The organism is Ruoffia sp. FAM 26255 (genome assembly GCF_045528525.1).
Taxonomy (GTDB): Bacteria; Bacillota; Bacilli; order Lactobacillales; family Aerococcaceae; genus Ruoffia; species Ruoffia tabacinasalis.
In genome coordinates this window covers 1-14194 of sequence record NZ_JBGQQX010000010.1, presented here as the reverse complement: position 1 = coordinate 14194, position 14194 = coordinate 1, and the positions used below count along the sequence as shown (strand labels likewise).

The following is a 14194-nucleotide window of genomic DNA, read 5'->3' as shown; positions in this document are numbered from 1 at the left end:
AAGGCCTCGTTCACAATCACGAGGCCAATCCCTTTTACATTTACCTATTCATCATTTCCATATTGTGCAGCAAATCCCTCCGCAACGCGCTCCGCTTGCTTAATACACAAGTGAATATTGTTATTTCCATAATGAATCTTAGAAATCCAATGCCCCAAGAGATACATATTTGGCATTAAACCTCGGCTCGCGACCACTTGACAATCAGGCCAAGTAACCATTGCCCCGCCGCGATAGTAAGGTGTTAACATGTCTCGTTGGTAGAGATTTTTGATTAATGGATCAAATGCTAAAGCCTTTTGGATATCAAATTGGAAACCGGTACAATTAATGAGATAATCAGCATGATAACTTTTTCCGTTCTCGGTTTCCAGTTGATAAGAATCATCCTCGGTAATTATAGATTTCAAACGCGTCACAATTTCCAAACGACCTTGATCTAAATTCTCCAAGATAAAAGCTAAAGATTCGACTGGAATTTGGCTTCTAAAATGATTAAAGACGCGTTCGTATTTTTGCTTGTAAAGATCGCGGTCAAGGGGTGTGAGTGCGTTATATAGATCCGGCAAATAAATCGTCATCATGACAATATAGCGACGCAACTTTTCTAAAGAAATATCGGGATGCGCGATGGCAGAGCGGATTTCGCTAATAGATCCTGTCCCGTATAATTCCAAGAGCCTTTGGATATCGATATCATTGGCCTTCAAATCATTTAAAAACGTTTCAACCATCACTTCAAGAGAGATGAACCCATCTTGATTGCGATGCGAGTCAATCCATTCATCTGAAAAACTTTGTTGAATTTGTCCTTGATAGCGTGAGAATTTCACCGTTTTAAAAGGAGTATTACCGTCAGTATATAATCGAATCGGGTGCGTCCAATTATGTTGTTTCAATAAATATTTAACCACATCTAAAGCTGATAAGCCCGTTCCGATGATGCCAATCGATTGGTCCGGCTGCAAATGAGCAAGCGTCTCATCAATAGGAACTGGACTGTTAATATATTGGGGTGTTCCTTCGAGATGATAATAATCCGCATAAGGAGGATGGCCGATTGTGAAGAAAACCGTTTGATAATCCTCATGCCACTGACCATCATCTGCTTGAAGGCGGTAAATATCGCGCTCTGAATCGATCTCACAATCAACAATGGCTGATTCGTGTATGTTCACTTTCTCAGAATTCATTAAATAACTTAAACGTTCAAATAAATAATCACCATAAAATTCACGGGGGACAAAAGCATCATTGTTAGCGTACTCCACATGATTCTCACTAAGCCACACTAAAAAATCATCAGGACTCTCAGGGAAAATACTCAAATCCTGCGCATGCTCATTCATAATAGCTTCTTTCGTATCCTTGCCATAAGGCGCTCCCACCACGAAGTTAGCATCTTTCTCAAATAAATCAATCGTTAAATCATTATTAAAATTAGGATGCGATAGCAATTTCCGAATAATGGTAAATCCGCTAATCCCACCGCCAACAACTGCGACTCTCATATCATACTCCTCTTATCAACATTTTATATATATATTCTTATTTATTATAAAGGTTTCTTATGGAAATGGAAATAAAGTCAATTGATAAATTTGTATTAATTATGCCCAGTAGGGAAGATGTGATAAAAATGGGGTGGTCTACTGATTGGGGGTACTTTGAAAAGCCAAAGTGTCTGTAACCAATGAGAATCTAAAAAGCAGTGCGTCGCGTCTCTTTATAATGGTCCTATGAACGTGGACAAAGTTGTAGATTCGACTCGCAATACTACAGATGAAACTACATGTACTTTAACTATTAATTGGGAACCTCATGAAGGCATTCTCGTTAAGACTATGAATTCATTCAAAATTCTAAGTCTTATTTTTTATTGGCAACCCATATATGCATCTCAATCAATTACTAACGACTTTACATATAATCACCACACACTCCTCCAGCCACTCAAATCGGTCGCCCATCACACCTTTACATAAAATTTACAATCCAAAAAAATAAGTAAAAATAATTTAAATTATAAAACTTTATTGTTAAGTCACTTAAGTTTATAAAAATATAATGGAATAAATTAGATTAAAAACATAATTTTCATAATTTAGGTAATTATTAAACAAAAATATTCCAATCAATTTGTATAATTTATGTATGAAAACCTTTTTGAGGGTAAAGAAATTCGGAAAGACCTAATTATGGGAGATAGCTTGTAAAGATGCTGAGGGCAGTCAATACGCTATATTGTGATCCGAGAAATAAATTTTTTTCATATTTTTCACCAAGATAAATATTTTTTAGGTTATATTTTTATCAATATAATAATGTATATTGTAAATTTTATGTAAACATGTTGAAAAGCAATTGATTAACCTTTTATAATAGTTTATTCTTATTTTTAGATTAATAATATTAATCATATACTAGATATTTAGAAAAGAGGAACATAAAATGAATGAAATTGATCGTAAGAGGTTACGACAGAAAATCTATATTTGTGGTTATACCAATCAGCAATTAGCAAATGAAATAGGAGTGTCGCCTTCGACGATTTCGAACATCCTGTTAGGGCATACAAAACCTAAGTTCGAAGTGTTAAGAGCACTCTTTGGGGCGTTGGAACTCTCTTTCGATGAGTTTGTTCAGATCTTCTTTCCACATGAGTATCAATTAAACATTGATAAAGATTCTTTAAGAGACTTTGACCAAGGGCAGCCGTCACTATAGATAATTTTGTGAATTCATTGGCATTCAATATAAACCAATTGATATGTTATTTTAGTCATATCGAGTATATAATAGTAAATGTCGGTTGTTTCTTTTGTCATTTATTAGGAGGTTTATAAATGGATCCGCGGAAAGAACATGAGAAGTTATTGTCACAATTTGAGCCATTGCTTTTTAAGACTTTAAGTCGAGTAAATATGCGACGCATCCATGCTGATTATGATGATTATCTCCAGGAGTTGCGTTTGAAATTATTAACCCTTGCAGATAAGTTTGATGGGGATCCATTTAAAGAGGATCTTGTTCGCTTCTTAGGCTTTGCGAAACAAGGTTTATATCGTTATACTTTGGATTTAATTCGAAAGTCAGCAGAGAACACAGATTTCGTCGGATCAGATGTCTCAGAATTAAGTGAATTGCTGCATAGTGACTTTGTGTTTGGGCTGAGCCCTGAAATTCAAGTGTTTATTGAACAAGCGAATGAAGTCCTCACAGTTAAAGAACGAGAAATATTTGCCTACTTGCTTCAGGGGGGATATACGGGTCAAGATATTGCGGATGAATTGGGAATAAGTCGTAAGATTATGAATAAGTACAAAAGTCGAATAAAAGAGAAGTTAATGCCATTGAAGGGCATATTGCAGGGGAATCATTAATAAATAACTGAATTAGAATGTCGGAAGTCTCATTGTTAAAAAACAATGGGGCTTTCTATTTGTGCACTAGCCTCTGTTGCCGTTGACCTAGTGCTTTCTCTGCATTGTAATGGATCCGTTCAGACAATTCTTAATCGTTTTTGGGCACAGGCGGCTAACGCTGTCCTTAGATACTTATTGCCTCTTGTCGTGCGATAGGCTTTCTTTATCCCAGAACTTTCATACGAACCTTGAGATAAACCTGCCCAAGAAGCTATGTGATTCACTGATGAAAAAGCATCGACCTTAGGACCAATCTCACCTAAAATTGTTGCGGCTCCAGTTTATTTTATCCCTGGAATTTCCAAGAGAGATTCGTACTCGGTGAGAAAGTGATCTAAGAAGTCGACTTCGATATCCTGAGTGAGTCGATCGATTTTCTGAGTATAAAAGCGCTACTCATCCAAAGAATCTTCTAAAAGTAGACGATTCATTTGGCTTTTTTCCATCTAGGGCCTGTATGAACTCTTCCGGACTGGCCTTCAGGTTAGAACCAATCAAATAGGCAAGTAACCGATTCAATAGTCACCTGCCTGTTTCTTTACAATTTATTCAATTCTTCAACTTCTTGTATTGCGCTGACGACCATTTCACGTGTGATCTCATAGGGTGAAACCTTGATATCAGCCATGGTCATACACTTATCTATCATCTTATTGAAGTCTACCTCAGATGTCAGTTCTAACTGCTCTAAGGTTGTAGATAGATGAATGCTCTTCATGAATTCAAATAATTTATCGCGTGTTTCATATTGTTTGTCCATTGTAAGTAAGACCAATGCCCCATAACACGTCCATTCGCCATGCAAGTGAGTTTCTCCAGACTTAGTTGCTGTCGCTCCGTAATAGAGCGCGTGAGCTAAGTTTGAGTTGTAGTCATTATCAACTAACACTGATGTTAAGGCCGTTGTACCGATTATTTCTTGAAGAACTTTGTCGATCGCAGGACTCGCTTTATGCTCTTGAGCAGCGTCCATAGCAGCTTTACCATTCGCTATTAATCGATCGTTACAGCCTTGAACAATCTTAACGCCTAAGTCATTCTCGAATGATAAGTCGCGACCTCGTGCTGAAAAAGTTGATTCAATTTCTTTTGTAATTGCATCACCAATTCCTGCCCATAAGTACTCAGTTGGTGCTTCAGCAATGACCGTACTATCTGCGAATGAATGTATAGGTGGCTGCGCAAGCATTTCTAACCCGTGCATCTCGTCGCTGTCTTCATACAAGACACACACTGCGGTGGTTGGGGCACAAGTAGAGGCAATCGTTGGGAATGAGAAGACAGGTTTGTCTAGTCTATGTGCCACTGATTTAACCGCATCAATGGCGCGACCACCGCCGACTGCAAACAACATATCCGCCTCTTTAACTGATTCAATTTCAGATAAACGGTCGATATTTGATAAGTTTGCATTTTTCCCGTACCAAATCGTGTCTATGGCCTCTAATTCTGTTTTGGATAGGGCATTTAAAAGACGTTCTTGGCTAGCTTCTAAGGCTTTTTTACCCCCAATAATTGCAACTTTCGTTCCAAAAGGTGCACAGTAAGTGGCGATTTCGTCATAGGCGTTTTCTCCGATGGTAAAGTTGGGTAAGTTTACAGTTAAAGTCATTAAATCCCTCTCTTTATTATAATTTTTTAATCTTAATTATAGGGGAATTTAATAAATATGGCAAGTGAACCCGATTAAAGATTGGATTTCTACTTTTTATCACGTAAGACATGCAGGATGCCGTCTATATAAACTGGTCTCTTTCCGGCTTCCCGACAATAAAGGCAGTAACAGATAAGAGTGCCTGCACAGCCACAAAGAAGAGGTTTCCCGGTAGTTGTAAGATGGCCACAACATAGAAAAACGCGCCCGCTAAGACAAAGTTCCTCGAATTGAAGACTAAACCCACACCATTCATTAAAAATGCCAGTCCAACTGAAATAATGTGCGCAGTAAATTGATCTGATAGACTGATTTCATTCGCAGACGCCGACTGATCAATCGTTATATACAGGTAAATGAGATATAGAACACTTAAGATAAATGCAATAGTAGCAAAGGTACGGGCAATTTTCTTCATTATACTAACCCCTTACTATTTAATAGTTGATAAAATTTAATTATGGTACTAGTTTACTATAGTATACTACATAATATTAGAAAATAAATACAAAATTTATCAAATGCTCATTTAATTTTAATCAAAATGGCAAAAAATGTCCAACTCAAGCCACATGACCGAGCGGTTTGTCCTGAGTTACCCCAACTCAAGCCAAATGGACGAGCGGTTTGTCCTGAGTTACCCCAACTCAAGCCAAATGGCCGAGCGGTTTGTCCTGAGTTGCCCCACCTCAAGCCAAATGGAGATCCGGTTTGTCCTAAGTTGCCCCACCTCAAGCCAAATGAACGAACGGTTTGTCCTGAGTTACCCCACCTCAAGCCAAATGAACGAGCGGTTTGTCCTGAGTTGCCCCACCTCAAGCCAAATGAACAAGCGGTTTGTCCTGAGTTACCCCAACTCAAGTCAAATGGCCGATCGGTTTGTCCTAAGTTACCCCAACTCAGGCCAAATGAACCATTGGTTTGTCTCCAGTTCCATCCGCAAAAAATCCGCCTACAAAAACAGAACAAATGTTTGGTTTAAGCCTTGTGTTATGCTATAATCGGGGCGTATAGTTTTTAAAAGGGAGTGTATTTAATGGCGGTGAAAGTTAGACGTAAAGACGCAGATAATATTATTAAAGCTTTGGAGGCAGGTGTCGTTCCAACAAGAGGGATTGAACATCTATTAGTGGGCCGACGCAACGAAGTGGAAGAAGTTATTCGTATCTTAGAATCTGTTTCAGAAGGAAATAGTGATTTGCGAATTTGGGTTGGAGATTTTGGTAGCGGTAAAAGTTTCATGCTACAAACCATTCAAAATTTAGCTCAACAAAAAAACTTTGTGAGTTCAACGGTTGATTTAACACCGAACCGTCGATTATATGCGAGTGATGGTAGTGCCGTTGCATTATATAAAGAAATTATGAATAATTTAGTTACTAAAACAGCGCAATCCGGTAATGTTTTAAACACAATTATCGAAGAGTGGCTGATGACTGTTTTTCAAAAGGTTGGGGCAGATAAAGGCATCAGTCAAGCTGATATGATGGATCCGAAGTATGCGACTGATGTTGAAAATACCATTCTGGATATTACTACCTCTTTCAAATCTGTCGGCTTATCTTACGAATTAGGCCAAGCTTTAATCAAATACTATCACGGCTTAATTAACAATCAACGCCAGCTAACGGTTCAAGCAATACGCTGGTTACGAGGAGATATTCGCACAGTCACCGAAAGTAAAAGAGAGCTTGGGATTAACCAAATTATTAAAGATGATAATTGGTATGACGCTCTGAAAACAATGGCTGAGTTATTCTTAGATATTGGTTACAGTGGCTTTGTAGTGAATTTTGATGAAGCGGTTAATTTATATAAATTAGCGAATGGAATTTCTAGAGAACGCAATTACGAGCGTGTGTTAAATATATATAATGAGTGTAAATCAGATGTGGCACGGGGATTATTTGTAAACTTCGGAGCGACTCGTAAGACAGTTTACGACCAACGCCGTGGAATGGCGAGTTACGGAGCTCTTCAAGGAAGACTCGGAATAGAAGAAAGTTTAGATTCTGAATATATCAATACAGACCGAACAGCTTTGGCTTTGAAACCTCTAACGAATGAGGAAATTTATACGTTATTAGCAAACTTACTCAATGTGTATCAAGTGAATTACGGTATAGAAATAGATTTTCCTGAAGCAGAAATTATTCGCTATATGGAAGCCCAATTAAACCGACCAGGTGCTGCAGAATTTTTAACACCGCGGGCTGTCATCAAAGATTTTATGGAAATACTCGCGATCATGCGTCAAAACCCAGGAGTGAAAGCTTTAGAGGCGCTTGAGAGTAAATTTGGTGAATTAAGCGCACCAGTAGAAAAAGATGAAGACGATCATGACGATATCATCGAGGTAATTTAATATGGATGCTTTCTCACGTTTGAACCGCTCACTAAGAGAGTATATTTATCAAAGTGGCTGGCAAGAATTGCGACCTATTCAGAAAAAGGCGATTACCTTTGCCCAAGAAAGTCCAAATAACTTTGTGATTGCTGCACCGACGGCTTCAGGAAAGACTGAAGCGGCCTTCTTACCTGCGATGAATAGTATAGAAGATTGGGATACGGGCGTTCGAATAGTGTATATCTCACCTCTCATAGCCCTAATTAACGACCAATTCAAACGCTTGATGTCTTTGTGTAGTGAGATGGGTATTACCGTTACGAGTTGGCATGGCGAAGCCAATTCGTCCAAGAAGAAGAAATTACTGAAGAAACCGAATGGTATCGTGTTAATTACGCCGGAGTCCATTGAAGCAATGCTCGTTGGACGACCACATGAGGCTCGGACATTATTCGCTGAAACAGATTGGATTATTATTGATGAAATCCATAGCTTTTTAGGTGAGAACCGAGGCATACAATTGCAATCTTTATTAAATCGTTTAGCAACTTATACACAAAGAGAATCACGTTGTATAGGTCTTTCTGCCACACTTAATCAAGATGACTACATTAATTTGAAGAGCTTTTTTCAAAATCAATGCGAGACGAGTATCATTGTTGATAGAGGTGTGAATGAAAAGGAGCACCAAGTGTTTTATTTTCCGAAAGCAAAAGGGGATATGCATTCTTTCAAACAAGAGATGGATGTGATTTATCAAGCTTCTTTGAAGGAGTCGATGTTAGTTTTCCCAAATAGTCGTAATAAAGTTGAGAAGATCGGGTCTAATTTAAATCAAAGAGCAGAGACGGATATGCAGAATTTTAGTTCGTATTTTGTTCATCATGCCTCTTTACCTAAACAAACGCGATTATTCGCTGAAGAATTCGCAAAAGAAAGTCGCGGACGTAAATTTACAATCACTTGTACATCTACTTTAGAATTGGGAATTGATATTGGTTCCGTTGATAGTGTGGTTCAATACGGGGCACCACCCAATGTGTCCACCCTTTCTCAAAGAATTGGGCGAAGTGGACGGCGAACGGGTGTGAATAAACTGCGCTTTATAGCCAATGAACCTTGGAGTTTACTTCAAGGCTTAGCGACAATTGAATTGTTAGAGGAAGGGCAACTGGATAACACACCTGCCGTGAATAAACCTTATGACGTCTTAGCACATCAAATTATTTCTCTAGTCATTGAACACAATGGGCTAACGCGACCTAATTTATTGACCGAATTAAGACGTGGGAAAGTTTGGGAAAAGATTACGGAAGAGGAAATCAATGAATTAATTGACAGTATGCTGTCCAAAGAATATTTAGAGTTGCTCGATAACTTTGAATTGATTTCTGGGTATGAAGCGCAGCCTCTACTTCGAATGGCTGAGTTTTATACGCAATTCTTTACAGAACCTGAACTAAGAGTCTATCACCAGTTGCAACATATTGGAACGATTGCCTTAGAACCAGGCTTAAGACCTGGGGACAATATTTTATTAAGTGGGAAAGTCTGGCGAATTTTGGGCATTGAATTTGAACAGAAACAAGTTCATGTCATGCCTGCGAAAGTCGGGGAAGCTTACTTTGAATCACGGGATCGGCAAGATGTGTCCAATATCGTGAGACAAAGAATGCGAGAGATACTTTACCGGGACGACCAATCTCGTTACAGCGGTGAAATCCGTTCGACGTTAAACCATCTTGCAGATAAGATCGTCTACCGAGATGGTTTTTATTATCAATTAACGGATCAAGGAGACCCGTGGTTAGTCACTTTTCTAGGTTCGAAAGCAAACCGGACGCTGGCTTACATGATTGAATTGTTTACCGGCCAGCGCGTTCGAATAAACGACCTACATGCGACCACGTTAATGGGGAAAGATTTGGACCGGACAATGCAAGAAATTCGCGATACACTTGTGACTTATCAGCAATTTTATGATTTCTTTGACCGTGAAGATTCCTTACTCTTAGGTGAAACAAATCATTTAAAATACCAACAGCTAGTCCCACGTTCTTTAATGATCGATTATGTGATTGAAAATCAACTGGACTTGATGACTGTTTTTGCTTATCTTAGTGAGATAGAATAATTTTGAAAGGAGGGTGTTCGATGAAATTCATTCGTTATGACGCCATTAAAAATTGGAAGAGTAATAATGTTGAAGATATTATTGATGTAACTGATGAGATCCCGGAGAAAATCCAATTTGCGAAACCAATTGATAAAGGGATTGATTGGCTAGAATTTGTTGAAGTCGACCGTTATTATGATGAGTTAGTTTATTCGAGTGAGTTTCAAGACCTTGTGACTTCTTTATATTTGGAAGTCATGAAAGCGTTAGAACACTGCTTTGTTAAGAGACGAAAAAACTTAAGGAAATTTATGCGACGGTCAACGACCTATGCCTTTGATAACAATTACCTGTTCCAAGCCTTGTTTAAGTATTTACGCACACATATTATTTATCATTACCTACCTAGTTATGACACCTATTCAAGTTACGATACTTATTTACTTGAACAAGCCTTTGAGCCATCGGATTTAAATGTCATCGGTGCTGTCATGGAGCAATTTTTAAGAGACTTACCACCTGCAAGTCCTGAATTTCGTCAGTTATTTGGACTGACTGAATACGGGACAGAAGAAGTGTGGTGGGACATGGACGGGAAGTACCGTGAGGAAAACGACATGACCCAAGTTCAATTAAATATTATGCAATCAACCACACCAAGGACAACAAAACCTTGGCTAGGTGAGCATAAAGATGAGATTGTTTCCCTCTATTTAAACTATTGGGAAATTATTACTTCTGACAAATGGGAAGAGGGACCTACGCGCAGTGATAAACGCAATCGGTTTATTTACCGTATTGTGAAGCGTCCTTTAAACCCATCTGCTGAGAATAAATATCATCGCTTCATGTCATCCTTATTAAAAATAGCAGAAAATACAATTCGGAAAAAATACAAAATGCGTCAGATTAGAGTTGAGGCCGATGAGGACAATCTTAGCCGTCGCTTCCGTAAGGCGGTATTTGAAGCAATTATGGCTCACAATGCTTCACTAATCGAAGTCGCAACGAAGAAACAACCTAAAGTTATCCGATTAAATCCAACAAAAATATCCGATTCACAAAAAGACTTATCTTCAGTTGTGAATATGATTAGTGATTTTGTAGGCGAAGATGATTTCGAAGAAGAGCAAGTTGAAGTCGAAGTGAGTGAAGTGACTGAAGCTAAGGACCAACCCGTAGATGAAAATCAAACTTATAAAGAATTTGTGAGACGACTTGTAAAGGAAACATCACTCAGCGTGACTGAAGTGACAGAAACTTGTCGAGAAAATGGGACGTTACTCAATGCCTTTATTCATGCCGTGAATCAATTTCTATATGATGCTTTTGAAGATCAGGTAGTTGTAGTTGAAGGTGACGCGATTGTTGTCGATGAATTTTATATTGATGAATTAAATGAACTTGTTGAGAATGATTTTTCTGAGTTAGACTAATAAAACCCACTCGGCTGAGTGGGTTTTGTTTTCGTAATTATTCTCTTTCAATTCCTAGAAGACCAATCGCACCAGGTCCACCATGACTTGAGATAACTGCTCCAGTGTCAAACCATTGATCTGTATTCGCATTGTGTTGGCTTAACAGACTGTACACTAAATCCTTATTTTCATCAGTCACACCCGGTGAGCCACAGACCATCACTGTTTCTGGATCAATGTTATAAATGTTAAAGAAATCAGCGATCATTTTTTTAATACAACGGTCAAAGTTACCGCGGTATTTTTTTCCTGACACTAAGTAACCATCTTCGATGACAATGGTTGGGTGAATATTAAGAAGTGCAGCACCATGGAAAGCTAAGTTTGATACGCGTCCACCGGCTTTTAGATATAACAATGTATTTGGTAAAAATATAAAACGCGTACGTTCGCGAATATTTTCAACAAAGGCAATGACATCTTCAGGACTTGCGTCTGGATGATGTTCAATATATTCAGCAGTTGCTTTGATAATGGCAGTTTGGCCAATCGCCACATTTTTGCTGTCAACGAGATGAATATTTTCAAAGTCTTCCGCAGCAATTTTAGCTGCGTTAAATGAGACGGTTGTTACTGCAGAATATGCAATATGAATAATATGTGCATCAGGATATTCCTCAAAAATTTGACGAAAGCATTTTGCATTGTCGTCAGGTGTACTTCCAGCAGTCTTAGGCAGTGTGCCAGTCTTTTCATAGAAATCAAAGACTTCTTCAACTGGGAAAGTTCCATCCGGGCGTGTCTCATCTCCCATTGTGACATGCATAGGAATGATGCGTACACCGTAACGTTCGACTAGCTCTTTGGGTAGATCAGATCCGCTTTCAGCGGTAATAATAAATTTTGTCATAATAGCCTCCATAGGTTATTGAGTTGATAAGTGAACTTTAGTTCATAATACCACAATGTAACGGCTAAAGGAATTCTATAAATGACGAGTATTATAGTATTTCAATGATTTGTTTTATACGGTGGTCAATCAATTTGTAGTAAATTCTCGTTCCTTCTCGGCGTGTTGATACAGCATTTACTTGTTTTAATTTCATTAATTGTTGTGAGACAGTCGATTGAGGTAAGTCTAAGACCTCTTGAATCGAGCCAACACTCATTTCTTCACAGTCAGATAACACCTTCACGAGTGAAAGCCTGATTGGATGACTGATTGATTTAAGTAAATTCGCGCATGCGTCATAATCCATACTCATACTATATCCTCCTTAGTTAAAAGTTGTTAATTATAATTAAATTGTAATAAGTTAAATTTTAAGTAAAATAACAGATGATAAATATAACAAAATTAATATCGTTGGCAATTTCTTCCATGGCTCTGTTTTTAATTTCTTCATTCACTAAGCCGCCAGTATCGTCTAATTTAACTTAAAGTTTACCTGAATATGTGATTGTTACTTTAGTATTTTTCACGAAAAAACATCCAAGTTACAATTTTTTAATATAATTATATAATACTCTAGTGACTCAGATATTGCTATAAAATTATTATATTTAGTGGATATTTTTTTGTAAGAATGTATTTTGAATGGGCGCTGAACATATGCGCTTATTTGAATTATATTAAAACTAGAATATTTTTTTAACATTATTATTAGGTTTTTAAAGGCTGCTTTTTAAGTGGCTTATTTTATTTAACTTTTTTAAAAAAATAAAAATGGAATTCAGTGTTTTTTACGTATCTATATATGGAGGTGAAAATTTTAAATGAGTAAAAAGTTGGAACAGTTATTAATTTGTGGAACTCGTGAAGCACTTTTAAGTAAAGAGATGGAGAAAGAGTTTTATAATTTAGAGCAGGGCTTTCGAGGTGAGAATGAGCAATTGGAGTGGTTCAAAAAGTACGGCAGTGAGCATTGGCATTATGTTTCGAATTATTGGTTTAATCACGGCAAGCTCATGGAAGCGGATATGTTAGTGATTTCTGAACAGGAGTGGCTTGTTATAGAAGTGAAAAATTATCATGGTCTTTTTGAGTATAAGGATAGAGAATGTTATATTAACGGGCGTCTGATGAGTGACGATCAAGTTGCTAAAATGAATCATCGGTTGAATCGGATTCGCCACATTGCTGCCGAAGTGAGCACAGAGATAAAAGTAGTTGGCGCGATGGTGTTTATTAATGAGCATAGTGATGTGCGCTTGAAAAATGGTAATGAATTCGATGTTGTTATGCGTAATCAATTGCAGCGATTTATACGAAAGTTTCGCGAAAGGAATGATTACCCCCTATCGAACCAAAAGTTCGATCGTGTGTCTCGAGTTTTGAAAAAACATCAAGCAACGTCGCCTTTTGTACCGAAATCATTGCCACTCGAATCTTTTGCTGAATTGCGAAAAGGTATTACTTGTAAAGCGTGCGGAAGTTTTGAGACGCAATCTAAGTATAAAAGCATACAGTGTCGTAGCTGCTTAACAACCGAACATAAGCACGAAGCAGCACTGCGAACCGCTTATCAATTACGCTACATGTATTACGACCACCCGGAAATGCTGACACGACGTAATATCTATGAGTTTTGTGGTAAGTTAATCAGCGAACGAACAATTTCTAGAGCCCTAACAAGTCGATATAAGATAATTGGTGCGACGAGTAGCTTGTATTATGATATTCAAATATGAGATAGTGGGTCGTCTGGAGCCAAATGGAGTTGCGGTTTGTCTCAAGTTCGGTCAACTCAAGCCAAATGGAATTGGGGTTTGTCCTAAGTTCGGTCAACTCAAGCCAAATGAGATTGCGGTTTGTCTCTAGTTCAGTCAGCTCAAGCCAAATGGAGTTGCGGTTTGTCCTGAGTTAGCTCAACTCAAGCCAAATGGAGTTGCGGTTTGTCTCAAGTTCGGCCAACTCAAGCCAAATGGAGTTGCGGTTTGTCCTGAGTTCTGTCAACTCAAGCCAAATGAGGTTGTGGTTTGTCCTGAGTTAGCTCAACTCAAGCCAAATGGGGTTGCGGTTTGTCTCTAGTTCGGCTAACTGAAGCCAAATGAGATTGCGGTTTGTCCTAAGTTAGCTCAGCTCAAGCCAAATGGATTACGGTTTGTGTCAAGTCCATAATCTTGTGTAAAAGTCTCAATGTAGTTATATCATCTGGTCATCATGCACATTACACTTGTAAGAATGTCCGAGCGTTATTTTCCCAATTTTCGTGGAAATCAATTAATATCGAA

Annotated in this window: 12 protein-coding genes; 6 read left to right on the top strand and 6 right to left on the bottom strand. The window is 38.1% G+C overall.

What is annotated here, in order from left to right:
• Nucleotides 1–44 precede the first annotated feature (44 nt).
• Entirely contained in the window at nucleotides 45–1511 is a 1467-nt protein-coding gene (locus ACEN31_RS03300) for an FAD/NAD(P)-binding protein (protein WP_407108619.1), read from the bottom strand.
• Between the two features lie 940 nt (nucleotides 1512–2451).
• Here ACEN31_RS03300 and ACEN31_RS03295 point away from each other — a divergent pair.
• Together ACEN31_RS03295 and ACEN31_RS03290 are read left to right on the top strand one after the other, a co-directional pair.
• Nucleotides 2452–2727 carry a helix-turn-helix domain-containing protein gene (locus ACEN31_RS03295; protein WP_407108618.1) on the top strand — a complete coding sequence of 92 codons (276 nt, stop codon included), beginning with the start codon at nucleotides 2452–2454 and terminating at the stop codon, nucleotides 2725–2727.
• 119 nt (nucleotides 2728–2846) lie between these two features.
• Nucleotides 2847–3383, top strand: coding sequence for a sigma-70 family RNA polymerase sigma factor (locus ACEN31_RS03290; protein WP_407090804.1), 537 nt, complete (start codon nucleotides 2847–2849; stop codon nucleotides 3381–3383).
• A gap of 119 nt (nucleotides 3384–3502) precedes the next feature.
• Here the strand turns inward: ACEN31_RS03290 and ACEN31_RS03285 are convergent, their stop codons facing one another.
• The 3 genes from ACEN31_RS03285 to ACEN31_RS03275 all read right to left on the bottom strand — a co-directional run bounded on the left by ACEN31_RS03285 (nucleotide 3503) and on the right by ACEN31_RS03275 (nucleotide 5497).
• A complete protein-coding gene (locus ACEN31_RS03285) occupies nucleotides 3503–3691 on the bottom strand; it encodes a transposase (protein WP_407090806.1) in 189 nt (62 codons plus the stop codon).
• A 272-nt stretch (nucleotides 3692–3963) separates the two neighbouring features.
• Nucleotides 3964–5037, bottom strand: a complete 1074-nt coding sequence (locus ACEN31_RS03280; protein ID WP_407090803.1) for an iron-containing alcohol dehydrogenase family protein — start codon at nucleotides 5035–5037, stop codon at nucleotides 3964–3966.
• A gap of 124 nt (nucleotides 5038–5161) precedes the next feature.
• Nucleotides 5162–5497: a hypothetical protein gene (locus tag ACEN31_RS03275; RefSeq protein WP_407090802.1), complete on the bottom strand. Its 336-nt coding sequence runs from the start codon at nucleotides 5495–5497 to the stop codon at nucleotides 5162–5164.
• A gap of 618 nt (nucleotides 5498–6115) precedes the next feature.
• Between ACEN31_RS03275 and ACEN31_RS03270 the strand changes: the two genes are divergently transcribed.
• Genes ACEN31_RS03270 through ACEN31_RS03260 form a run of 3 tightly spaced genes read left to right on the top strand, consistent with a single transcriptional unit; the run spans nucleotide 6116 to nucleotide 10978 of the window.
• The gene (locus ACEN31_RS03270; RefSeq protein WP_407108617.1) at nucleotides 6116–7444 is read left to right on the top strand and encodes a BREX system ATP-binding domain-containing protein; all 1329 of its coding nucleotides are present in this window, start codon (nucleotides 6116–6118) and stop codon (nucleotides 7442–7444) included.
• 1 nt (nucleotide 7445) lies between these two features.
• Nucleotides 7446–9560, top strand: coding sequence for a DEAD/DEAH box helicase (locus ACEN31_RS03265; RefSeq protein WP_407108616.1), 2115 nt, complete (start codon nucleotides 7446–7448; stop codon nucleotides 9558–9560).
• A 20-nt stretch (nucleotides 9561–9580) separates the two neighbouring features.
• On the top strand, nucleotides 9581–10978 hold the full coding sequence (locus ACEN31_RS03260; RefSeq protein ID WP_407108615.1) for a tellurite resistance TerB C-terminal domain-containing protein: 1398 nt from the start codon (nucleotides 9581–9583) through the stop codon (nucleotides 10976–10978).
• A gap of 37 nt (nucleotides 10979–11015) precedes the next feature.
• Here ACEN31_RS03260 and ACEN31_RS03255 read toward each other — a convergent pair whose 3' ends face one another.
• Both ACEN31_RS03255 and ACEN31_RS03250 read right to left on the bottom strand, forming a co-directional pair.
• A complete protein-coding gene (locus tag ACEN31_RS03255) occupies nucleotides 11016–11870 on the bottom strand; it encodes a DegV family protein (protein ID WP_407108614.1) in 855 nt (284 codons plus the stop codon).
• A 91-nt stretch (nucleotides 11871–11961) separates the two neighbouring features.
• The gene (locus ACEN31_RS03250; RefSeq protein WP_407108613.1) at nucleotides 11962–12225 is read right to left on the bottom strand and encodes an ArsR/SmtB family transcription factor; all 264 of its coding nucleotides are present in this window, start codon (nucleotides 12223–12225) and stop codon (nucleotides 11962–11964) included.
• Between the two features lie 511 nt (nucleotides 12226–12736).
• Here ACEN31_RS03250 and ACEN31_RS03245 point away from each other — a divergent pair.
• Complete coding sequence (locus ACEN31_RS03245) at nucleotides 12737–13651, top strand: nuclease-related domain-containing protein (RefSeq protein ID WP_407094203.1); 915 nt, start codon at nucleotides 12737–12739, stop codon at nucleotides 13649–13651.
• The last annotated feature ends 543 nt before the right edge of the window (nucleotides 13652–14194 follow it).

What these genes read in the sequence shown, in the direction of transcription:
- ACEN31_RS03300 (WP_407108619.1), bottom strand. Translation starts at nt 1,511, where the DNA reads ATGAGAGTCGCAGTTGTTGGCGGTGGGATTAGCGGATTTACCATTATT.
- ACEN31_RS03295 (WP_407108618.1), top strand. Translation starts at nt 2,452, where the DNA reads ATGAATGAAATTGATCGTAAGAGGTTACGACAGAAAATCTATATTTGT.
- ACEN31_RS03290 (WP_407090804.1), top strand. Translation starts at nt 2,847, where the DNA reads ATGGATCCGCGGAAAGAACATGAGAAGTTATTGTCACAATTTGAGCCA.
- ACEN31_RS03280 (WP_407090803.1), bottom strand. Translation starts at nt 5,037, where the DNA reads ATGACTTTAACTGTAAACTTACCCAACTTTACCATCGGAGAAAACGCC.
- ACEN31_RS03275 (WP_407090802.1), bottom strand. Translation starts at nt 5,497, where the DNA reads ATGAAGAAAATTGCCCGTACCTTTGCTACTATTGCATTTATCTTAAGT.
- ACEN31_RS03270 (WP_407108617.1), top strand. Translation starts at nt 6,116, where the DNA reads ATGGCGGTGAAAGTTAGACGTAAAGACGCAGATAATATTATTAAAGCT.
- ACEN31_RS03265 (WP_407108616.1), top strand. Translation starts at nt 7,446, where the DNA reads ATGGATGCTTTCTCACGTTTGAACCGCTCACTAAGAGAGTATATTTAT.
- ACEN31_RS03260 (WP_407108615.1), top strand. Translation starts at nt 9,581, where the DNA reads ATGAAATTCATTCGTTATGACGCCATTAAAAATTGGAAGAGTAATAAT.
- ACEN31_RS03255 (WP_407108614.1), bottom strand. Translation starts at nt 11,870, where the DNA reads ATGACAAAATTTATTATTACCGCTGAAAGCGGATCTGATCTACCCAAA.
- ACEN31_RS03250 (WP_407108613.1), bottom strand. Translation starts at nt 12,225, where the DNA reads ATGAGTATGGATTATGACGCATGCGCGAATTTACTTAAATCAATCAGT.
- ACEN31_RS03245 (WP_407094203.1), top strand. Translation starts at nt 12,737, where the DNA reads ATGAGTAAAAAGTTGGAACAGTTATTAATTTGTGGAACTCGTGAAGCA.